The organism is Streptococcus australis ATCC 700641 (genome assembly GCF_000186465.1).
In the GTDB taxonomy this organism is placed as follows: domain Bacteria; phylum Bacillota; class Bacilli; order Lactobacillales; family Streptococcaceae; genus Streptococcus; species Streptococcus australis.
In genome coordinates this window covers 658709-680196 of sequence record NZ_GL636091.1, presented here as the reverse complement: position 1 = coordinate 680196, position 21488 = coordinate 658709, and the positions used below count along the sequence as shown (strand labels likewise).

17 protein-coding genes are annotated in these 21488 nt (G+C 43.9%); 3 read left to right on the top strand and 14 right to left on the bottom strand.

Annotated elements, in window-relative coordinates; translation table 11 throughout:
• Positions 1-20: 20 nt before the first annotated feature.
• Positions 21-761, bottom strand: a complete 741-nt coding sequence (locus HMPREF9421_RS03195; protein ID WP_006595545.1) for a MerR family transcriptional regulator — start codon at positions 759-761, stop codon at positions 21-23.
• Positions 762-1010: 249 nt separating this feature from the next.
• On the opposite strand from HMPREF9421_RS03195, the gene HMPREF9421_RS03190 reads away from it, so the two are divergent.
• Positions 1011-2351, top strand: a complete 1341-nt coding sequence (locus HMPREF9421_RS03190; RefSeq protein ID WP_006595544.1) for a sodium-dependent transporter — start codon at positions 1011-1013, stop codon at positions 2349-2351.
• Between the two features lie 40 nt (positions 2352-2391).
• On the opposite strand, the gene HMPREF9421_RS03185 is transcribed toward HMPREF9421_RS03190, so the two are convergent.
• The 6 genes from HMPREF9421_RS03185 to tsaB form a co-directional block, all read right to left on the bottom strand.
• On the bottom strand, positions 2392-3060 hold the full coding sequence (locus tag HMPREF9421_RS03185) for a hypothetical protein (protein WP_040803210.1): 669 nt from the start codon (positions 3058-3060) through the stop codon (positions 2392-2394).
• A gap of 126 nt (positions 3061-3186) precedes the next feature.
• Positions 3187-3516, bottom strand: coding sequence for an AzlD domain-containing protein (locus HMPREF9421_RS03180; protein ID WP_006595542.1), 330 nt, complete (start codon positions 3514-3516; stop codon positions 3187-3189).
• Positions 3503-4198, bottom strand: coding sequence for an AzlC family ABC transporter permease (locus HMPREF9421_RS03175; RefSeq protein WP_006595541.1), 696 nt, complete (start codon positions 4196-4198; stop codon positions 3503-3505). The genes HMPREF9421_RS03180 and HMPREF9421_RS03175 overlap by 14 nt, the downstream gene beginning before the upstream one ends.
• A gap of 87 nt (positions 4199-4285) precedes the next feature.
• A complete protein-coding gene (gene tsaD, locus HMPREF9421_RS03170) occupies positions 4286-5308 on the bottom strand; it encodes a tRNA (adenosine(37)-N6)-threonylcarbamoyltransferase complex transferase subunit TsaD (RefSeq protein ID WP_006595540.1) in 1023 nt (340 codons plus the stop codon).
• Positions 5298-5735, bottom strand: a complete 438-nt coding sequence (rimI, locus tag HMPREF9421_RS03165) for a ribosomal protein S18-alanine N-acetyltransferase (RefSeq protein WP_006595539.1) — start codon at positions 5733-5735, stop codon at positions 5298-5300. The genes tsaD and rimI overlap by 11 nt, the downstream gene beginning before the upstream one ends.
• Complete coding sequence (gene tsaB / locus HMPREF9421_RS03160; RefSeq protein ID WP_006595538.1) at positions 5732-6415, bottom strand: tRNA (adenosine(37)-N6)-threonylcarbamoyltransferase complex dimerization subunit type 1 TsaB; 684 nt, start codon at positions 6413-6415, stop codon at positions 5732-5734. Before tsaB ends, rimI begins: the two co-directional genes overlap by 4 nt.
• 283 nt (positions 6416-6698) lie before the next feature.
• Between tsaB and HMPREF9421_RS03155 the strand changes: the two genes are divergently transcribed.
• Positions 6699-6929: a DNA-dependent RNA polymerase subunit epsilon gene (locus HMPREF9421_RS03155; RefSeq protein ID WP_006595537.1), complete on the top strand. Its 231-nt coding sequence runs from the start codon at positions 6699-6701 to the stop codon at positions 6927-6929.
• Between the two features lie 3 nt (positions 6930-6932).
• Complete coding sequence (rnjA, locus tag HMPREF9421_RS03150; protein WP_006595536.1) at positions 6933-8615, top strand: ribonuclease J1; 1683 nt, start codon at positions 6933-6935, stop codon at positions 8613-8615.
• Positions 8616-8863: 248 nt separating this feature from the next.
• Here rnjA and glnA read toward each other — a convergent pair whose 3' ends face one another.
• The 7 genes from glnA to fusA form a co-directional block, all read right to left on the bottom strand.
• Positions 8864-10210 carry a type I glutamate--ammonia ligase gene (gene glnA / locus HMPREF9421_RS03145; RefSeq protein ID WP_006595535.1) on the bottom strand — a complete coding sequence of 449 codons (1347 nt, stop codon included), beginning with the start codon at positions 10208-10210 and terminating at the stop codon, positions 8864-8866.
• A gap of 41 nt (positions 10211-10251) precedes the next feature.
• The gene (locus HMPREF9421_RS03140) at positions 10252-10617 is read right to left on the bottom strand and encodes a MerR family transcriptional regulator (RefSeq protein WP_006595534.1); all 366 of its coding nucleotides are present in this window, start codon (positions 10615-10617) and stop codon (positions 10252-10254) included.
• 68 nt (positions 10618-10685) lie between these two features.
• Positions 10686-11219 (bottom strand): FUSC family protein, encoded by a 534-nt coding sequence (locus tag HMPREF9421_RS03135; RefSeq protein ID WP_006595533.1) that lies wholly within the window; start codon positions 11217-11219, stop codon positions 10686-10688.
• Positions 11220-11550: 331 nt separating this feature from the next.
• Positions 11551-12750: a phosphoglycerate kinase gene (locus tag HMPREF9421_RS03130; protein WP_006595532.1), complete on the bottom strand. Its 1200-nt coding sequence runs from the start codon at positions 12748-12750 to the stop codon at positions 11551-11553.
• 200 nt (positions 12751-12950) lie between these two features.
• Positions 12951-17753 (bottom strand): endo-beta-N-acetylglucosaminidase, encoded by a 4803-nt coding sequence (locus HMPREF9421_RS03125; RefSeq protein WP_040803207.1) that lies wholly within the window; start codon positions 17751-17753, stop codon positions 12951-12953.
• 229 nt (positions 17754-17982) lie between these two features.
• Positions 17983-18993, bottom strand: a complete 1011-nt coding sequence (gene gap, locus HMPREF9421_RS03120) for a type I glyceraldehyde-3-phosphate dehydrogenase (protein ID WP_006595530.1) — start codon at positions 18991-18993, stop codon at positions 17983-17985.
• Positions 18994-19247: 254 nt separating this feature from the next.
• Complete coding sequence (gene fusA, locus HMPREF9421_RS03115; protein WP_006597107.1) at positions 19248-21329, bottom strand: elongation factor G; 2082 nt, start codon at positions 21327-21329, stop codon at positions 19248-19250.
• Between the last annotated feature and the right edge of the window lie 159 nt (positions 21330-21488).

Below are 21488 nucleotides of genomic sequence, written 5' to 3'. Positions count from 1 at the left end.
GGCGGAGAGTCCTCCGCCGATTATTTGCTCTGTTTTTCAACATAGTGGGCAATCACATCTGATGTGTACTGGGCTGTTCCAGGTCCAAATTTATCAATATTTTCCTTGAACTCAGGGTTATAGACGTATCCTTTACCGATATGTCCGAAGACTTCAATAGAGCAGTCAAATCCATAAGTACGAATGGCTTGCAAGAGCTTGGCTGCTAGCTCTTGGTTTTCAATTGCTGTTGCAGGTAAACCAGCTTGAAGATTTTGTGCTAAAGTTTGAAAGACTTGGTTAAAGGCAGCCGTAGACTCATCTTCACGACCTTTTTGGCGTTCGAGGGCTTGATCCATGACTTCTTGGCCATACTTCTCCACCGCTTCTTGCTGGTATTTTTGATGATCTTGATAGCTAAATCCAGTGAATTTTTCCTCAATGGTCATTTTTCTTTCTCCTTTTTGTTCTCGAATCGTTTTTTGCAAGGTGGAAATCAAGGTATCCAGATGTTGCCTTTCTCGAGTTAGATAGTTCAACTGCCTAGTCAAATGGGGCAATAAATCTATTCTTTCTTCCTTTAATAGCTCTGCTATTTTCTCTAAAGAAAACCCTAGATATTTGTAGTAAAGAATGACCTGAAGGCGTTCCAAATCCTCTTGACTGTAAGTTCGATAGCCGTTTTCCGACTTTAAGGGGACCAAGAGTCCTATCTTGTCATAGTGGTGCAGGGTCTTGACAGAGACACCTGAAAGCTGCGCAGCTTCTTTTATTTGGTACATGATTTGCTCCTTACAATGATAGTATACCCCCTCCCCTTAGGTCAGAGTCAAGTGTTTTTGCGAAAATTTTTTAACTTTTTGAGAAAACTATAAAAACATGAAAACCGCTTTCTTGACAGTCTTTAAAAATCATGATAGGATAATCAAGTCTATCAATCACACAGAAGGCTCCTAAAGAGCCGTTGAGAGAAGGCTATTTGATAACTCAAGTAGCCTTTTCTTATTTAAAAATAGATCGGAGTTTTAAAGATGTCTGAAAAATCTCAATGGGGTTCCAAAATTGGCTTCATCCTAGCCTCTGCAGGTTCTGCAATTGGGCTTGGAGCAGTTTGGAAATTTCCCTATATGACCGCTGCTAACGGGGGCGGAAGTTTTCTTCTCGTTTTTTTGATAGCAACTCTACTCATCGGCTTTCCCCTCTTACTGGCTGAATTTACTCTAGGACGTGCAGCTGGTGTCTCTGCCATTAAGACCTTTGGAAAACTCGGTGGCCGTCGCCTCTACGATGGAATCGGTTGGATTGGTGCCTTTGCCCTGTTCATCCTCCTCTCCTTCTACAGTGTCATCGGTGGCTGGATCCTGATTTATCTAGGAGTCGCCTTGGGAGAGTTATTCCAACTTCTCTCAGTTAGTGATTATACCCAGCTCTTTGGGGAGATTATTTCAAATCCCTGGTTGGTTCTTGGGGCCCAGGCCATCTTCATCCTCCTCAATGTCTTGATTGTTTCTAAGGGGGTGGAACAAGGGATTGAAAAGGCCTCAAAATTCATGATGCCTCTTCTCTTCATCATTTTCTTAGTCATGATTGGTCGTTCCTTGACCTTACCTGGCGCTTGGGAGGGAGTCGCCTATTTCCTCAAGCCAGACTTCTCCAAGATGACCAGCGAAGGTCTTCTCTATGCCTTGGGCCAATCTTTCTTCGCCCTCTCTCTAGGGGTGACGGCCATGTTGACCTATGCTTCCTATTTGGACAAGGACACTGACCTGGTCCAATCCGGGATTTCCGTCGTCTTCATGAATATTGCCGTTTCCATCATGGCGGGCTTGGCGATCTTCCCAGCTATGTCAGCCTTTCAAATCCCTTCTACTAGTGGACCGGGGCTCCTCTTTGTAGTCCTTCCACAAGTCTTTGACAAGATGCCTTTTGGTACTCTCTTCTACCTGCTTTTCCTTCTTCTCTTCCTCTTTGCGACTATTACCTCATCCGTCGTCATGTTAGAGATTAATGTCGGAAATGTTACCAACCAAGACAACAAAAAGCGGGCTAAATGGAGCCAAATCATTGGTCTTCTGACCTTTGTCTTTGGGATCCCATCTGCTCTTTCCTATGGAGTGCTCTCCAAATGGACCCTCTTTGGAAAATCCTTCTTTGATTGCATGGACTTTTTGGTTTCCAACCTCCTCATGCCTTTTGGAGCTCTCTGCCTCTCCCTGTTTACAGGCTATCTCTTTGATCAAGTCCTAGCCCAAGAAGAACTCAAGGTGGGAGAAGAGAAAACCAAGAGTTTCTTCTTCAAGCTCTGGATTTTCTTGCTTCGCTTTGTGATTCCAATCGTCATCCTCATTGTCTTTATTACACAATTTATCTAAAACAAAATCCACGACTCCTTAGGGATTCGTGGATTTTTATTTATTTTGTAAGGGAAACACGGAAATCATTGTATTTGCTATAATCAAAGTCTTCATTAAGCCCTGTTACAAATACAATCGGTGTATAGTGGCCCTCTTCTAAAATGAAACCGGGTTTTACCTTCATATTCGCTCCTCCAAGTCCAGCAATCCCTGGAAGAAGGGCATCAAAAGCGCCAGGTTCGTCTGTTTCCCAGTAATAGACATTACCAGAAGCTTGGACGGCCTTGGCTTTTGTTGTTGCAGTACGAACAGGATTCAAGTCAGCTTGATAAAAGTTAGCTGTCGTAGTGACCGTACCGTCCGCAGCCACGGTCATTTGGACATCTTTGGCAATTTCGGTTGTTCCTGTCCAAGTCCCTACCAGCTCTTCTGGCACCATTTGAGACGAATCTGTGGCCTTGTCAGTGCTTGCTGCAGCAGATCCTGCTTCAGTTTGACCTGAGTTTGCTACATCTTTAGAAGCAGCTTGTGCCCCTTCTTGCGAATTCGCTTCAGTAGCTTTTGTCTCTTTCTTACCAGAAGCAGCCTTTGCTTTTTTCTGACTAGACTTCACCGTCGTTTGTGCTTCTTTAGCAGAAGATTTGTTCTCTTCTTTTTTTGAACCACAGGCTACGAGTAGGCTTGCAGAAGTTAATCCTAAAAGTGCTAAACTTGTCCATTTTTTCATCATCATGATCCCTCACTTCATTTGATAAAAACTATTATATTACAATATTACTCAATGTCAAGCTTTTTTTGAAATATTTTTGTAATATTTGCAACAAACAGTAATCTATCTAAAAATTCAGGAGATTCAGGCAACAAGCAATCGTAAGAGAGCAACCAAAACAATGCCAAATAGAACTGTACCCATTAGGTTTTTGTAGCGAAAGGCTACTATCATGGTTGGAATGGTTGCGACCAGGTCGACCCACCGAACTTGAGGAAGCTGGCCTACTTTCCCCTCAACCAGACTGGAAAGGATCAAGGCAAAAATAATAGCAATGGGGAGGTACTTTAGAAAACGAAGAACTGGATCTGGCAGACCCCGGTATTTGACCAGAACGAAGGGCAGAATGCGTGGAATCCAGGTGACCACTGCGGACGTCAAAATAACCAAGAAAATCCAACTATTCACGCGCATCGCACATCACCCCCACGAAACAGCCTGTTAAAGTAGCCACTAAAACGGCCAAGGATTGGGTCAAAAAGAAGGTCAAGAGGAAAAAGCTAAGAGCTACTGCACCTAAAACAAGGAGCATGGTAGCCATCTTCTCCGTCAAACGCATGCCTTGAAACTGACCTGCAAAAATCCCAATAAACATAGCAACTAAGGCGAAGTCCAGGCCGAAGGCACTAGGATTGGGCAAGAGGGAGCCTAGGGCTGTCCCCAAAATGGTTGATGAGCCCCAGGCTAGATAACCGACCACATTATTGCCATGCATCCAGGGAACAGTGATCCGGTCACTTTTTAATTTCTCACTTAAATAGACTCCGTAACTTTCATCTGTCAACAAACTACCAATTCCAATATTATGGACCAGGCTAGCCTCCTTAAAATCAGGGGAGGTATGCAGACTCATAAGCATATTGCGCAAATTGATGAAAAAGACGGTTAAGGCAATATTCATGAGGGACGAATGAACGGCAATCAAAGAGATCATAGCAAACTGAGAAGCCCCTGCGTAAACCAAGAGACTCATCAATCCCATTTCTAAAGGGGAGAGATAGGGAGACGCCACCACACCACAGGCTAAGCCAATACTGATATAACCCAAGGCCGTCGGAAGGGCATCCCTGACCCCCTGCTGAAAATTCTTTTCCACTCTTTTTTCCTTTCTTTTTTGATGCTATCTATTATAACAAAAAAAGGGACGGGAATCGTCCTCCCGTCGTTTATGTTCGTTTCTCAACTAATCTAAGTTCTCTTCTATCGGATCAAAAGCAAGGCTAGGCTTAGCATTGAGGTCTAAGCTAGCAAAATTTCCCTTATTCCATTCGCTGACACTGGCATAGGCAATCATCCCCGCATTGTCCCCGCAGAGGCGCAGAGGCGGAATGATGACCTTAACATCTGTGATCTCAGAAGCCAGGCGTTCACGAAGACCTTGATTGGCCGCGACTCCTCCCGCTACCACCAAAGTCTTAACAGGGTATCTTTCTAGGGCTTTTTTGGTCTTGGCCATCAAGATATCCATCACCGCAGCTTGGAAGGAAGCCGATAGGTCTTCCTTGGACAGGCTCTCGCCTTTTTGCTCGGCATTGTGGTGGAGATTGATAAAGGCAGATTTGAGCCCTGAGAATGAGAATTCCAGATTGTCTTCCTTGATCATGGCGCGTGGGAAATCGTAGATATCCTGACCCTTATGCGACAACTCGTCAATCTCACGACCGGCTGGATAGGTCAAGCCCATGACGCGACCGACCTTATCATAAGCCTCACCCACCGCATCATCACGCGTTTCCCCAACGATCTTATAATCACCCGCCTCCGAGACATAGACCAACTCGGTGTGTCCTCCGCTGACCAGCAAGGCCAAGAGCGGAAATTCTAAAGGCTCAACGCTTTGAGCGGCCATCAAGTGGCCAGCCATATGATTGACAGGAATCAAAGGAATCCCATGGGCCCATGCAAAGGCCTTGGCTGCAGCAAGACCGACCAAAAGAGCTCCAACCAGACCTGGTCCGTAAGTTACCGCAACCGCTGTGACTTCTTCTTCTGTAATTCCCGCTTCTTCTAGCGCTTCCTCAATACAGGCCGTAATAACTTCGACATGGTGCCGACTGGCAACTTCTGGAACCACTCCCCCGAATCGTTTATGGCTTTCAATTTGACTAGCAATGACATTGGACAAGAGCTCGTCGTCGTTTTTCAGGACGGCGACACTGGTCTCATCACAGGATGTCTCAAATGCTAAAATATATCTATCCTTCATTTGCTTCCCTTTTCATCATAATGGCGTCTTCGGTAGGTGCATGATAATACCCTTTCCGGCAACCAATTTCTTTAAATCCTTGTTTCTGATAGAGAGTCCGAGCCGGAGTGTTTCCTTCTCTCACCTCTAAAAAGACCTCTTTCTCCTGAGGAACCGTTTCTAGTAGCTGACCAGCAATCCCGCGCCCTTGCCACTCTTTTCGAACAGCAATTTGGACGACCTCTAACTCATAGAGAGTTTCTTGCATGGCCAAGAAGCCGACCAATGCTTCCCCACTATAGGCCAAGGCATACCAATTTTGAGCTTGACCGAGATCCGCAAGGACTTGCTCCAAGGTCCAAGGACTTTGTCCATAGACATCGTCTAAGATTTCTACCAACTGAGGGGCTAGGTCTAATCGCCCCGCATCCTTCTCGATACGAATCATAGGCGTTTGATGTAGGACTGACCGGACTCTTGATGGTCCTTGAGCCAGTTTTCCTCAGCTTCTACCCGCTTGAGGTAGTTGGGCACAAAACCATGAACGGAGACAGCTTCTTTTGTAAGTCCTAGTCGACCGATCCGTACCGCATCCGGTAGGGTTTCTACCATCTGAGCACTCGGCAATGCCTCTTGTATCTGCTCACGAAAGGCTTCCACTTCCCCAAGGAAGGTCACCTTTTCAGCTCCCTTTGCTCTTTCTAATACGGCTTCAAAAGAAAGGTGTGCCTCCGGGTAGACCAGCTGATCCTCTTGGTAAAAGCCCGCATAGACATGGTTACGCCGCGCATCCATGACTGGAATGGCCAGACCTTCTATCTCTTCTGGCACCAAGGCTAGTAAGCTCGACACCCCTACTAAGTCAATCTTTAGCGTTTGAGCCAGGGTTTTAGCCGTTGCTACCGCAATTCGTAAGCCAGTATAGGATCCAGGCCCTTCTGCTACTACGATACGGTCCAAATCCGTCGGTTTCCAATCAATGCTGGCCATCAAAAATTCAATGGTAGGCATCAAGGTAATGCTGTGGTTTTTCTTAATCGTCAATGTCAACTCTGCTAATCGGTTTTCTTCCTCCAAAAGGGCAACGGATAGGGCCCTACTGGAGGTGTCAAATGCTAATACTTTCATGTTTTCTCCTCGTTGTCTGCTTCATATTATACTACAAATAGACGCCAAACGGTAGAGGAAGCACCCCCATACTGTGAAATCACCTGCTCTCTATCCCTTCTAAAAAAGCGCTTCCTTCTGCTCTCAGAACCCGCTTGCATCTTTTCCTTAGAGCCTATTTATGGTATAATGGATAATAATTGTATCGAATCAGGACAAAAGAAAGCAAGAATAGGTGTCTCAGCTAGCTACTAGCTGTTTCTTTTCTGCTACAGTCCGAACAAGTGAAAGGAACCGAAACGAAATGATTTACAAAGTTTTCTACCAAGAAACAAAAGAACGCAACCCTCGTCGTGAAACGACTCATGCCCTCTATCTCGATATTGATGCGAAGAATGAGTTAGAAGGACGCATTGAAGCTCGTCGCCTTGTTGAGGAAAATACATCTTACAACATCGAATTTATCACTCTCTTGTCAGACCAACACCTAGAATATGAAAAAGAGTCTGGCGCATTTGAAATTACGGAGTTCTAATCCATGGCATATACCTTAAAACCTGAAGAAGTTGGTGTTTTCGCCATTGGAGGTCTCGGGGAAATCGGTAAAAATACCTATGGGATTGAATACCAAGACGAAATCATCATTGTAGATGCTGGGATCAAGTTCCCTGAAGATGATTTGTTAGGGATCGATTACGTGATTCCCGACTATTCCTATATCGTTGAAAATATCGACCGTGTCAAAGGTGTCTTGATTACTCACGGACACGAAGACCATATCGGAGGAATTCCCTTCCTCTTGAAGCAAGCCAATGTGCCAATCTATGCTGGACCTTTGGCCCTAGCCCTTATTCGTGGAAAATTAGAAGAGCATGGTCTCCTTCGTGGTGCCAAACTCTATGAAATCAACCAAAATACGGAGCTGACCTTTAAGCATATTAAAGCGACCTTCTTCCGTACAACCCACTCCATTCCAGAACCTTTGGGGATCGTTCTTCATACGCCTCAAGGAAAAATCGTCTGCACGGGAGACTTTAAATTTGACTTTACACCTGTAGGCGAGCCGGCCGACCTTCACCGGATGGCTGCACTAGGAGAGGAAGGCGTCCTCTGTCTGCTTTCTGACTCAACCAACGCGGAAGTCCCAACCTTTACCAACTCTGAAAAAGTCGTTGGCCAATCCATTATGAAGATTATTGAAGGCATTCATGGACGCATCATCTTTGCTTCCTTTGCATCTAACATCTTCCGTCTCCAACAGGCTGCAGATGCCGCTGTTAAAACCGGCCGCAAGATTGTTGTCTTTGGACGCTCGATGGAAAAAGCCATTGTCAACGGAATTGAGCTTGGCTATATCAAGGTACCACCTGGAACGATTATTGAACCAAGTGAAATCAAAGACTACCCGGCAAACGAAATCCTCATTATGTGTACAGGTAGCCAAGGGGAGCCTATGGCGGCACTGTCTCGTATCGCTAATGGAACCCACCGCCAGGTGCAATTGCAACCGGGTGATACCGTTATCTTCTCATCTAGTCCAATTCCTGGGAATACAACTAGTGTGAATAAATTGATCAATATCATCTCGGAAGCAGGAGTCGATGTCATCCACGGTAAGATTAACAACATCCATACCTCTGGACACGGTGGCCAACAAGAACAAAAGCTCATGTTGCGCTTGATCAAACCCAAATACTTCATGCCTGTCCACGGTGAGTACCGCATGCAGAAGATTCACGCTGGACTTGCGCGTGATTGTGGAGTAGAGAAAGATAACATCTTCATCATGAGCAACGGAGATGTTCTTGCCCTGACGGCTAACTCAGCTCGTATCGCAGGAAGTTTCAATGCTCAAGATATCTATGTCGACGGAAATCGCATCGGAGAAATCGGAGCGGCTGTCCTTCGTGACCGCAAAGATTTATCAGAAGATGGGGTTGTCCTAGCTGTTGCGACAGTTGACTTCAAGTCGAAAATGATTTTAGCTGGACCAGATATCCTCAGCCGTGGCTTCATCTATATGAGAGAGTCCGGTGACCTGATCCGTGAAAGTCAACGCATCCTCTTCAATGCTATTCGAATCGCCTTGAAGAACAAAGATGCCAATATTCAAACCGTACACGGTGCTATTGTCAACGCCCTTCGTCCTTTCCTTTACGAAAGCACGGAACGTGAACCTATCATTATCCCTATGATTTTGACACCAGATGAAGAAAATTAAGTAAAAAGAATGAGGCTGGGACAAAAGTCCTAGCCTCTCAATTGTCTTTGGATTGTCGAGCAAGACGCAGTGGTTGAGTGGGCTCTACTACGCTGATTTCATCAGCTTTTACAGCCCTACTCAACTGTGCGGAGGTGGGACGACGAAATCGAATTCTAACGAATTATCGATTTCTGTCCCACTCTCATTTTCTATATATGAACAATGAGCCAGGTCATCAAACCTAGCTCATTTTTGTATGGATCTGCTTAATACAAGTCCAAATAGTTATCAATTTCCCATTGTGAAACAAAGGTTGCATAGCTTGCCCACTCGATGCGTTTGGCTTCCAAGAAGCTGGTATAGATATGTTCACCAAGAGCATCCTTAACAACTTCATCTTCAGTCAAGGCTTTCAAAGCATTGTGAAGAGTAGATGGGAGGTCAGTGATTCCAGCTTCTTTACGCTCTTCTGCAGTCATGATGTAGATGTTTTCTTCGATAGGAGCTGGTGCTTCGATTTTGTTTTCAATACCGTGCAAACCAACTTCCAAGAGAACAGCCATAGCAATATATGGGTTGGCCATTGGGTCTACTGAGCGCAACTCAAGGCGTGTTCCCATACCACGTGAAGCTGGTACGCGGACCAATGGTGAACGGTTTCGGCCAGCCCAAGCGATGTAAACAGGTGCTTCATAACCTGGAACCAAACGTTTGTAGGAGTTAACTGTTGGGTTCATGATGGCTGTGTAGTTGTAGGCGTGCTTGATCAAACCGCCAAGGAAGTGATAAGCTGTTTCTGACAACTGCATTCCTTTTGGATCATTTGGATCAAAGAAGGCATTGTTTCCTTCCGCATCAAACAAGGACATATTGCAGTGCATCCCGGAACCAGCGATCCCAAATTTTGGCTTAGCCATAAAGGTTGCATACAAACCATGTTTGCGAGCAATGGTTTTGACAACGAGTTTAAAGATTTGAATCTTGTCACAGGCACGAAGCACTTCATCGTACTTAAAGTCAATTTCATGCTGACCTACGGCCACTTCGTGGTGACTGGCTTCTACTTCAAATCCCATTTGAGTCAAGACATTGACGATCTCACGGCGAGTGTTATCCGCAAGGTCTGTAGGCGCCAAGTCAAAATAGCCACCCTTGTCATTCACTTCAAGAGTTGGATCCCCATTTTCATCGAGCTTAAAGAGGAAGAACTCTGGCTCTGGTCCAAGGTTGAAAGATTTGAAGCCAACTTCTTCCATGTGACGAAGGGCACGTTTGAGGTTTCCACGAGGGTCTCCTGCAAAAGGTTCCCCTTCTGTTGTATAGACATCACAAATCAATCCTGCGACACTACCGTTCTCATCTCCCCAAGGGAAAACAGTCCAAGAGTCCAAGTCTGGATAGAGATACATATCAGACTCATTAATCCGAACAAACCCCTCGATAGAAGATCCATCAAACATGGCCTTGTTTGAGAGAACCTTTTCCAACTGTTCATCTGTCGCTGGAATTTCAACGTTTTTCATGGTCCCTAAGATATCTGAGAACATCAACCGAATAAAGGTTACATTTTTTTCTTTGACTTCGCGACGAATATCTTCAACAGTAATTGACATGTGTGTCTCCTTATGAGTAAAACATTAAGCAAAAAGAATGATCAGCGTAACTGACCATATGGCGATGAGGTCGTATGAAAGCGACTTTGCTGGAGAATGTCACGGTGAAGGGCCTTGCGGACATCCTTTTCACTGACAATCTTGGCAGCTTGACGTTGAGCTTCTTTCTCAGCAATCCGTTTTTTAATCCCTGCAATATTAAGGCCTTCAGATAAATAATCCTTAATCTCCAACAGGCGATCCATATCGTTAAGAGAAAACATCCGACGATTGCCCTCTGTTCGATCTGGAATAATGAGTTGTTGATCTTCATAGTAGCGAATTTGACGAGCTGTTAAATCTGTCAATTTCATAACACTACCAATCGGAAAGACCGCTAACGTTCGTCTTAATTCCTTTTCTTTCATACAAACCCCCTTTCTATTCTATTATAACGCAAAAAAAACCGATGTCAAGATTAAAATGTCATATAATCTCACATGGTTTTTCTTCTTTCTTTTATAAAGTCCCGAATCCGATCCACATCTGAATTGACTAAAATCGCAACGAAGACTCCGATAAAGGTTTCAAAGATGCGGGCAAAAACATATAGGAACGTTTCTCCTGTCGGAATGGAGAGGGTGATGATCAACATGGCTGAAACTCCACCGATGATTCCAGCTTTGTTGTTCATAGCGACGTTTGTCATTATGGTTAACATGGTCGCAATGGGCACAAAAATCAGGGTCACCCAAAAAGCATTGTGGAAGAGAATCTTGATCATAAAGAACAGCAGGGCATAAAAACCACCGATGCTGTTGCCCATCACGCGCGAAGCTCCGAAGTGAACACTCTTATCAAAATCTTCTCTCAAACTAAAGACAGCTGTCAGCGCCCCAATCTGCAAGCCCCGCCAGCCAAAGATACCAAAAATCAATAGAACCAGAAAAACGGCTATCCCTGTTTTGAAGGTTCGCATTCCTAATCGAAATTTGGAACGGTCAAATTTATGTCGTTTAAAGTAATCCATTGTCCCCTATCTTTCTATCTCTTTTATTCTAACATATTTCTAGAAAGGTTCAAGCGGGGAAATGAAGATCGAGTAGCTTCCTTCTACTCTACAAAGTCATCTTAAAAACTTTCCCTATGTGAGTACGGAGGTTAGGTGAAATTATCCAGTGGATGATTTCAGCAATCCAGGAAGTTCCATGACTTAGTTTCGGGTTTTTCTTGATTAATTTCAAAAATGAGATCACATTTTATTTCGATACAGAATCACTTATCTTATATAAAAATTAGTTTGTATACATTCTAAAAAAAGCACCTTTCGGTGCTTCTTCTATGGTTCATGAGGAACCGTCTTATTTTTCAGTCAAGGCTGCAAGTCCTGGAAGAACTTTACCTTCAAGAAGCTCCATTGAAGCTCCACCACCAGTAGAGATCCATGAGAACTTGTCTGCGCGACCAAGGTTGATCGCTGCGGCAGCTGAGTCACCACCACCGATGATTGATTTAACACCTGGTTGTTTCACGATAGCGTCCATCACACCGATTGTACCAGCTTGGAAGTCAGGGTTTTCAAATACACCCATTGGTCCGTTCCATACAACTGTTTTCGCACCAGTCAAAGCTTCGTCGAATTTAGCGATAGATTTAGGACCGATATCCAAACCAAGGAAACCTGGGTCTACTGCTTCACCTTCAGTGTCTTTCACTTCAGTGTAGTCAGCAAATGCGTTTGCTTCTTTTGAGTCAACTGGCAAGATCAATTTACCATTTGCTTTTTCAAGAAGAGCTTTTGCAACATCCAACTTGTCTTCTTCAACAAGTGAGTTACCGATTTCGATACCTTGTGCTTTGTAGAATGTGTAAGTCATACCACCACCGATAAGAACTTTATCAGCTTTTTCAAGCAAGTTTTCGATAACACCGATCTTATCTGAAACTTTAGAACCGCCAAGGATAGCCACGAATGGACGTTCTGGAGCTTCAACAGCTTCTTGGATGTAAGCAATTTCGTTTTCAAGAAGGAATCCAGCAACTGCTTTTTCAACGTTTGCTGAGATACCAACGTTAGATGCGTGTGCACGGTGAGCTGTACCGAATGCATCGTTTACGAAGATACCATCTCCAAGTGATGCCCAGTATTTACCAAGTTCAGGATCGTTTTTAGATTCTTTCTTGCCGTCAACATCTTCGTAACGAGTGTTTTCAACCAAGAGAACTTGTCCATCTTCAAGAGCGTTAATCGCTGCTTCCAATTCAGCACCACGAGTAACACCTGGAAGGAAAGCAACTTCTTGGCCCAATTTAGCAGCCAAGTCAGCAGCTACAGGAGCAAGTGATTTACCTTCTTTGTCTGCTTCTTCTTTCACACGTCCAAGGTGAGAGAAGAGGATTGCACGTCCACCTTGTTCAAGGATGTACTTGATTGTTGGAAGAGCAGCAGTGATACGGTTGTCGTTAGTGATCACGCCATCTTTTACAGGTACGTTGAAGTCAACACGAACGAGAACTTTTTTCCCTTTCAAGTCAACGTCTTTAACAGTCAATTTTGCCATTGGATATGACTCCTTCTATTTTTAATACATGATAATTATATCACAAAAGCTGTAAAAGAGGTAGAAAAATAGTGGATTTCTACCTCTTATTAGCAAGTCTGGAGACATGCTCCTCGATTAGAATCTGCATCATAAAACCTCCCTTGTTTTTTACAAAGGAGGTTTACGATTGAATTTAACTTTTAAAGACTCTTAAAAAGTTACTCTTCTTTCTTCTTACCGGCCAAGAGGAAGCCTCCAAGCGCTGCTAGGAGAACAGCTTCTGCTGCAAAAGTAGCCTCTAAACTTGCAGTTGTTGGCAATTCCTTGTCAGTATCTTTGCTAGTTTGATGATCTTGTTGAGAGATTCCTTCTTTAGACGGTGTTAAATAGCGACTCAAAACTTGTTGAACTCGTTGATCCAGAAGATCTGGACCATTTTCCTTTTGATTCAATGAATCAGTTGGTTTCGTTGGATTCAATTGTTCTGGTGATTTTTGATTGTCATCCGGTTGTTCTGGTTTTGTTGGATTCTCCGGCTGAGCTGGTTGATCTGGTGTCGCAGGTTGATCCGGTGTAGCTGGCTCCTCTGGCTGGATTGGGTGATCCGGTACCGCTGGTTCCTCTGGTTGGATCGGTTGATCCGGTACCGCTGGACTTGGTGTCTTATAGACAATCGCATAGTGGGTAAAGTGAGGAGCTGTAAAGATAACGGTATCTCCTTCTCGCTCAAAGGCAAGTGATTGAGGAGCTTGACCTTCTGGGAAGAAGAGGACTTGCTCCACTTCTTTATCCTTATCCACAGGGATTTTTACAAGTGATGGATGCTGGGTATCGACATCCTGACCACTTGCATCGACTCCTTCGATATCAAAGAGAGTCGCTTCTCGTCCCTTCAGCTCTTCTTTTTCTGCCTGATTGGCTCCAACTTTCGCGACTTTCAACCCCTTAATAGCAGTAGGCTCCAAGTTAGAGAACTGAACTTCGACTCCAGTCGCAGGGTCTACAAAGACCGCTGGCTTATCTTCTTTCAGGAGCGCAATCAAGGTCTCTAGACCTGTTTTTGCGGTTGCGAGCGCTTCAGGAGTGAGCTCTGAAGAGTCGAGGAGTTCTTTGTTTTTCTCAACCAGTGCCTGCAAAGCGTCACCAGAAGGGTGATTTGGCTTGCTTGCTAATAGAGCTGTCGCTTCTTCTGTCAGAGCAGAAAGTGCTTCTTTCTCTTTGACTAGATTAGCTTGTCCATCTAAGGCTTTCAAGAGAGCGGTCAATTGGTTCAACTGCTCATTTACCTGATCTTGTGTGCTGGTATCGTGCTCTTTCAAGACTTTTTCAGAAGCAGCCATTCCAGCCAACAAGGCTTCTTTGACTTCAGGACTGGCAAAAGTAAAGTCTACTTTGGCTTTTGCAGCTTCAGCTTCAGCCAATTTTTGCTTGAGGTATTCATCGTTGAGAGCTGGTTTTGGATTGACGAGGACATCAAAGCTTGTGCTAGCGCCTTTGTAATGGATGGTAATGGTTTGACGGCCTTCCTTGGTCGCATCAAAGCCAGTTACTTCCACCCCTTCATCGGTCAAAGCGTGCGTTTCGGTTGTTTCATCATCAAAGACAACTGTAAAGCGTCCGCCTTCTTTTTCAAATGCTTCTCCGACAATATACTCCACTTTTGGTTTGTCGGTCAATTCTAGACCAGCAACTGCTTTTTCACCGGCTTCCTCTGCACTGACCACAAAAACAGTGAGAGTCTTATCCAATTTCTGACCAAGGTAAGAAACTTCTAGGTGTTGTTCTCCAAGTTTGCTACTGTCAAATCCATGAATCTCTACACCTGAGTTGGTAAGGTTGACCAGTTGATCTGCTTGGCCATCTTTATAATGAACACGGAGTGTTGCTCCTTTCAGGGAAAGAGCATCACCTTGTCGGTAAACCTTCTTGGTCAATCCATCTTCGAATTGGAGTCCCGCAATTTCTTTATCATTTTTTGGAACTTCGATCGCCAAGACATTACTGATATCTTTACCAGGTTCTTGCGCACGGTAGTAAAGAAGAGACGGAGTTGATTCAAATCCGAGTGGTTTAAAGATCAGATTGCCAGCTTGATCAGCTGTCATAGTCGCAATTGGGCTAGTGGCTTCTTTATCCGCATAAAGAGTTAGTGTGGTGTTGGCCGGAACATCTTTGAAGCCGACTTGGACAAAATGATTGCCTAAGTTTTGCGCTGCAGCATTTTTCATTGGGATGTTGACCGTTTCAGTATCCAGACTTTCATACATCTTCCAGTTGTAAATCCGGATGGCTTGCCATGGAGTTCCGTTATCTGCCGTAATGACATGGAGACGCCATTCTTGAGCCTTTATTGGATGGTCGAGTGTAATATCAGATACATGGGCTTTATTGCCGCGAACTTCCTTAGCGAGCTTCCATTCACCAGCTTCATCCTTGTAGTAAAGGTCGAAGTCACGGGTATTCATCTTGCCATCATCGACAGATTCTCCACCAGCTCCCGCATGGTCCATAACCCAACGAACAATGGTCCGTGGTTGTATCAAGCGAATATCGACAGTTCCATTTAATTGAGCCGAAGACCATTTATCCGAAAGACTGGTAATGGTACCATTCAACATCCCCTCGATGCCTTCACTACCATCTGCATCTGGGAAACTTGAACCGATGACTTTGGCTCCGATGACCACGTTTGGTGCTAGGGCTTTTGGAAGACTAGTATCTGACACTGTCATGCCCCAATCAAAGGCCACAGTTCCCGCATCTGAACGTTGGCCGTTCTTCCCAACAGCAACAACCTTGAGTTCCTGGGTGGTCCCTTCAGCACTTGCTGAACGACTAACTTTTGGAAGATAGACGGTTGTAGCAGAAGAACCTGTTAAGAGACGCCAGTTATCGCCATCTTTCTCATAGACTTCATAGTAATCTGCATCTGCAACTCCCTTAAAGTTTAGGACTGCTTCTGCTTCTTGCGCATTTTGCAGGCGTTTGCCTTGCACGGTTACTTCAGAAGGCGCAGCTGGTTTTTCTTGGTTTGACGTAATCGACAACTGACCGAGATTAAATTTGTAGTCTTTGACATCTGCATCATGGTCAAAGAATAATTTAATCGCATAAATGGTCTTGCCAGCCAGGTCTCCCAAATCAAAGGTTTGAGTCGACCAATCTGCGCTTGGCGTCAATTCTTTCCATACGTATTCGGAGTAGTCTTCTTTTGTAGCAACCGCTACCCAAGCAGCTGCACCGACTCCACCCTTGTGAGAGACGCTTAATTTGGTCGTTTCTGTCACAGGAATCTTGGTCGAATAGAGCATGACATTTTGGCTGCTATTGGCTTTCAGATCGCCTTCAAAGGCTAGAGAATTTCCTCCATTATAAGCTTGATCAAAGTCATAGCGTCCTTTCAATGGCGTACTATCTTCACTATGCTCTACCCACCAGCGCCATGTTGGTAGGTAGCCAGAGACAGAGCGATAGTTCCATTCACCATCTTTTGAAATTTTTCCATCTACAAACCAATATTTCCCGTGACCAGTATTAAATGAAGTATTAAAATCAGCGTTTGTGATTGGCGTTTTATCCACTACTAAATTGGACATCCCGTACCAAGATTGATCTGCTGGTTTTCCTTTGGTTGGATCTCCTTGGAAACCTGTCCAGAATAGATCTTCATGGATGTGGTAACCTTCTCCCGTCTTTCCTAGACCTGTAATGGTGTCTGGTGCATAAAGACCAAGAGAAAGGCGCAACTTGCCATGTTCATCTAAAATCGCATTCCAGTCTACATTGGTCTTATAAGAGCCCCCTTTTTGGAGTTCCAGTCCCGCTAAAACATCATAAGGATTGCGCTGAATCCATTTTGCTGTACTGATGGAATAATCAACTTCTGATTTGCCCCAGTTAAAGTTGGCAAAGAAGGTATCAACTGGATTTTCTCCATTTTCAGGCTGCATGAAATTGTAGTTGTACTCACCCAGTGCATTTTCGTGGTAGCGACCATATTCATAAGTCATGGCGTCATACCAAGAGTACTTGATCGGATAGTTGATGCTCTTCGCATACTCCTTAGTATAAAGAAGGAAATCTCTTAATTTTGGCCCCAAAGGCTCTACTAGGTTCCCTGTTGTTTCTTGGTTGATAAAGTAACCATCGAAACCATAGTATTTCGCCAGATCAACCAATTTCCGAGCAATCGGGAAGGTTTTAGATCCTTCACTATCTTCTTTCAAGGTTTCTGCGAAGCGCTCTTGATCCTTGATGCTACTTGACCAGTTGTAAAAGAGTGTTCCATAGATGGGAACCCCATTTCGGTGAGCAGCATCAATCACATCTGCTGAAGGGACAAGCCCTTCCCAAAAGACCATGGAATCCAAATATTGCCCGTAGTCAAAAGCATAAGCTTTAAATTCTTCCCCACCGACGGAAGCATGATCCTTAGCTTTTGAGTTCATGTTAGATAGGGATTGAATTTTTGCATCCGGGTTGGCTTGCTCGTTAATTTGCTTCCCTTGAAAACGACTAGCAAGGGGAACACTTGCTCGGTTCAAATCATCATCCACTCGTTTACCAGGTTCCCATTTCAACAAATCATCCCAAGTATCAAATTTGACCTCTTTTGGTCGTAATTGTTTTTCTTCATTGGTTGGTAAATCTTCCACTTTTTCTGCAGCTACTTTTGGTTGTTCCGTCGCTGAAACGGCTGGAGTATCCGTCGTCGTGCTAGCTTCTGGAGTTGCAGGACTAGCCTCTGTCGTAGCTGGAGTTGCCTCCTCAACTGGTTTTGCTGATTCTGTAGTTGGCAAGACAGCATTCGCAGTGTAGACACCCGCTTCTCTGATCAAATGATTGACATCTTCCGTATTTGCTGTGGAAACTTCTAAGGGTTGTTCATTAGTAGCATGCGTATCATCCGCTGAGACAGCCCCCGTTCCTAAAAATGCCAATCCAATCAGTGCAGAACAAACTCCCACACTGAATTTCCGGATACTAAAACGTTGTTGTTTTTCAAATTGATGACCTTTCATCTTGACCTCCATCTTATTTTACTAATTTCCAATCTCCTAAAACACTCCTTATTTGCTTGCGTGCAATCGCTTACATTTTTGTTTAATTGGAAATCTTCACTCAGATTTAGTTTACCGCTTTAAAGAGGAGTCTGTCAATTCATTTTAGCAAATCCTATAATAAGGTGAGGAGGAACTAAAAAAAGTACAAAAAAAGAGGAGGTCACCCTCCTCTCATCATACAGATGAATTATTTAGCAATTTTTGCGAAGTATTCAAGAGTACGAACAAGTTGTGCAGTGTAAGACATTTCGTTGTCATACCATGAAACAACTTTAACCAATTGTTTACCGTCAACGTCAAGAACTTTAGTTTGAGTTGCGTCAAACAATGAACCGTAAGCCATACCTACGATATCTGAAGATACGATTGGATCTTCTGTGTAACCGTATGATTCGTTAGCTGCTGCTTTCATAGCTGCGTTCACTTCATCAACAGTAACGTTCTTTTCAAGAACTGCAACCAATTCAGTAACTGATCCAGTTGGAGTTGGAACGCGTTGTGCAGATCCGTCCAATTTACCGTTCAATTCTGGGATTACAAGACCGATAGCTTTAGCAGCACCAGTTGAGTTAGGAACGATGTTTGCAGCACCAGCGCGAGCACGACGAAGGTCACCACCACGGTGTGGTCCGTCAAGGATCATTTGGTCACCAGTGTAAGCGTGGATAGTAGTCATCAATCCTTCTACAACACCGAAGTTATCTTGAAGAGCTTTAGCCATTGGAGCCAAGCAGTTTGTAGTACATGAAGCACCTGAGATAACTGTTTCAGTACCATCAAGAATGTCGTGGTTAGTGTTAAATACAACTGTTTTAACGTCATTTCCACCAGGAGCAGTGATAACAACTTTCTTAGCTCCACCTGGGTGCAAGTGTTTTTCAGCAGCTTCTTTCTTAGCAAAGAAACCAGTTGCTTCAAGAACGATTTCTACACCGTCGTTAGCCCAGTCGATTTGTTCTGGATCACGTTCAGCAGAAACTTTAACGAATTTACCGTTAACTTCGAATCCACCTTCTTTAACTTCCACAGTACCGTCGAAACGACCTTGAGTTGTGTCATATTTCAACAAGTGTGCAAGCATAACTGGATCTGTAAGGTCGTTGATGCGAGTAACTTCAACACCTTCTACGTTTTGGATACGACGGAAAGCAAGACGACCGATACGACCGAAACCGTTAATACCAACTTTAACTACCATTCGTGATTTCCTCCTTATGAAAATCAAAAAATTTTTTATGTGAAAAGAGTAACTTGATAGGTTGCAAATCATCTTTCAACAATATTATTATATACTTTCTTCCCCTAAAATGCAACTGATTTCATTAGGATTAGAAATATTACACAAACTTTCATATTCATTTTCACTATCTCTTATGAGGAAGAGGTGTTAAACTCTTTTCGAATCAAAAAAGCTCTCCTCCTAAGAGGAAAGCTTTTAGCTAGATGGTAAAATTATGCTTCACCTTTAGCTTTTTTAATGATTTCTTCTTGTACTGATTTCGGTACATCTTCGTAGTGGTCAAATACCATCATGAAGGTACCACGTCCTTGAGTTGCAGAACGAAGGACAGTAGCGTAACCGAACATTTCAGCAAGTGGTACATAAGCACGAACGATTTGGCTTGCACCGTGTGCTTCCATACCGTCTACACGTCCACGACGAGCAGTTACGTGGCCCATAACATCCCCAAGGTTTTCTTCAGGAACTGTGATAGTTACAAGCATCATTGGCTCAAGGATTGCTGGTTGAGCTGACTTAGCTGCTTCTTTAAGAGCAAGAGATGCAGCAATCTTGAAGGCAGTTTCAGATGAGTCGACATCGTGGTATGATCCATCGTAAAGCTTCGCTTTCACGTCAACCATTGGGTAGCCAGCAAGGACACCGTTCGCCATAGATTCTTGAAGTCCTTTTTCTACTGCAGGGATGAATTCACGTGGAACCACACCACCGACGATCGCATTTTCGAACTCGAATCCTTTTCCTTCTTCGTTTGGAGTAAATTCGATCCAAACATCACCAAACTGACCTTTACCACCAGATTGACGTTTGAAGAATCCACGTGCTTGTGTAGAAGCACGGAATGTTTCACGGTAAGATACTTGAGGAGCACCAACGTTGGCTTCAACCTTGAATTCACGTTTCATACGGTCAACAAGGACATCCAAGTGCAACTCACCCATACCAGAGATAACTGTTTCACCTGTTTCAGGGTTTGTTTCAACGCGGAAGGTTGGATCTTCTTCAGCTAATTTTTGAAGAGCGATACCCATCTTGTCTTGGTCTGCTTTAGATTTTGGTTCAACCATCAATTGGATAACTGGTTCTGGAACTTCGATTGACTCAAGAATAACTTTCGCTTTTTCATCTGTCAATGAGTCACCAGTTGTTGTATCTTTCAAACCAACAGCAGCAGCAATATCACCAGAGTAAACTGTTTCGATTTCCATACGAGTGTTGGCGTGCATTTGAAGGATACGTCCGATACGTTCACGTTTACCTTTAGTAGTGTTCAATACGTAAGAACCTGAGTTCAAGACACCTGAATATACACGGAAGAATGTCAAACGACCTACGAATGGGTCAGTCATGATCTTGAAGGCAAGCGCTGCAAATGGCTCTTCGTCAGATGCTGGACGTTCTACTTCTTCGTCTGTATCTGGGTTCACACCCTTGATTGCAGGGATATCAAGTGGGCTTGGAAGGTAGTCAAGGACTGCATCCAACATCAATTGAACCCCTTTGTTCTTGAAGGCAGAACCACACAATACTGGGAAGAATTCAACGTTGATAGTCGCTTTACGGATACCAGCTTTCAATTCTTCGTTAGTGATTTCTTCACCTTCAAGGTATTTCATCATCAAGTCTTCATCAGTTTCAGCAACTGCTTCAACCAATTTTTCACGGTATTCTTGAGCTTGTTCAAGGTATTCAGCTGGGATATCTTCTTCAAGAATATCTGTACCAAGGTCATTGGTGTAGATTTCAGCTTTCATTTTGATCAAGTCGATGATTCCACGGAAGTCATCTTCAGAACCGATTGGCAATTGAATTGGATGTGCATTTGCTTGAAGACGATCATGAAGTGTGCTTACTGAGTAAAGGAAGTCAGCACCGATTTTATCCATCTTGTTCGCAAATACGATACGAGGAACACGGTATTCAGTAGCTTGACGCCAAACTGTTTCTGTTTGAGGCTCAACACCTGATTGTGAGTCAAGAACCGTTACAGCACCGTCCAAAACGCGGAGTGAACGTTGTACTTCGATCGTGAAGTCCACGTGTCCTGGTGTGTCGATGATGTTAACACGAGTGTCTTTCCATTGAGCTGTTGTCGCAGCAGATGTGATGGTGATACCACGTTCTTGCTCTTGCTCCATCCAGTCCATTTGTGACGCACCTTCGTGAGTTTCACCGATTTTGTGAATCTTACCAGTGTAGTAAAGGATACGCTCAGTTGTAGTTGTTTTACCAGCATCGACGTGGGCCATGATACCGATATTACGAGTTTTTTCAAGTGAAAATTCGCGTGCCATGAGGTTTTGTTCTCCTATATTTTTTATTTCTATACTATTATAACATGATTTAACAAAAACGGATAGGCAGGACCTACCCGTTCTCATTGTTTATCCTGTTTGGTTGGTTTCAACTTGCAAGATGATAAGTTGAATTTTACTCGAGCTAAAAGCTCAAGT

What these genes read in the sequence shown, in the direction of transcription:
- HMPREF9421_RS03135 (WP_006595533.1), bottom strand. Translation starts at nt 11,219, where the DNA reads ATGGATTACTTTAAACGACATAAATTTGACCGTTCCAAATTTCGATTA.
- HMPREF9421_RS03125 (WP_040803207.1), bottom strand. Translation starts at nt 17,753, where the DNA reads ATGAAAGGTCATCAATTTGAAAAACAACAACGTTTTAGTATCCGGAAA.
- HMPREF9421_RS03155 (WP_006595537.1), top strand. Translation starts at nt 6,699, where the DNA reads ATGATTTACAAAGTTTTCTACCAAGAAACAAAAGAACGCAACCCTCGT.
- HMPREF9421_RS03180 (WP_006595542.1), bottom strand. Translation starts at nt 3,516, where the DNA reads ATGCGCGTGAATAGTTGGATTTTCTTGGTTATTTTGACGTCCGCAGTG.
- gap (WP_006595530.1), bottom strand. Translation starts at nt 18,993, where the DNA reads ATGGTAGTTAAAGTTGGTATTAACGGTTTCGGTCGTATCGGTCGTCTT.
- HMPREF9421_RS03190 (WP_006595544.1), top strand. Translation starts at nt 1,011, where the DNA reads ATGTCTGAAAAATCTCAATGGGGTTCCAAAATTGGCTTCATCCTAGCC.
- rnjA (WP_006595536.1), top strand. Translation starts at nt 6,933, where the DNA reads ATGGCATATACCTTAAAACCTGAAGAAGTTGGTGTTTTCGCCATTGGA.
- tsaD (WP_006595540.1), bottom strand. Translation starts at nt 5,308, where the DNA reads ATGAAGGATAGATATATTTTAGCATTTGAGACATCCTGTGATGAGACC.
- fusA (WP_006597107.1), bottom strand. Translation starts at nt 21,329, where the DNA reads ATGGCACGCGAATTTTCACTTGAAAAAACTCGTAATATCGGTATCATG.
- HMPREF9421_RS03185 (WP_040803210.1), bottom strand. Translation starts at nt 3,060, where the DNA reads ATGAAAAAATGGACAAGTTTAGCACTTTTAGGATTAACTTCTGCAAGC.
- HMPREF9421_RS03130 (WP_006595532.1), bottom strand. Translation starts at nt 12,750, where the DNA reads ATGGCAAAATTGACTGTTAAAGACGTTGACTTGAAAGGGAAAAAAGTT.
- rimI (WP_006595539.1), bottom strand. Translation starts at nt 5,735, where the DNA reads ATGATTCGTATCGAGAAGGATGCGGGGCGATTAGACCTAGCCCCTCAG.
- HMPREF9421_RS03140 (WP_006595534.1), bottom strand. Translation starts at nt 10,617, where the DNA reads ATGAAAGAAAAGGAATTAAGACGAACGTTAGCGGTCTTTCCGATTGGT.
- HMPREF9421_RS03195 (WP_006595545.1), bottom strand. Translation starts at nt 761, where the DNA reads ATGTACCAAATAAAAGAAGCTGCGCAGCTTTCAGGTGTCTCTGTCAAG.
- glnA (WP_006595535.1), bottom strand. Translation starts at nt 10,210, where the DNA reads ATGTCAATTACTGTTGAAGATATTCGTCGCGAAGTCAAAGAAAAAAAT.
- tsaB (WP_006595538.1), bottom strand. Translation starts at nt 6,415, where the DNA reads ATGAAAGTATTAGCATTTGACACCTCCAGTAGGGCCCTATCCGTTGCC.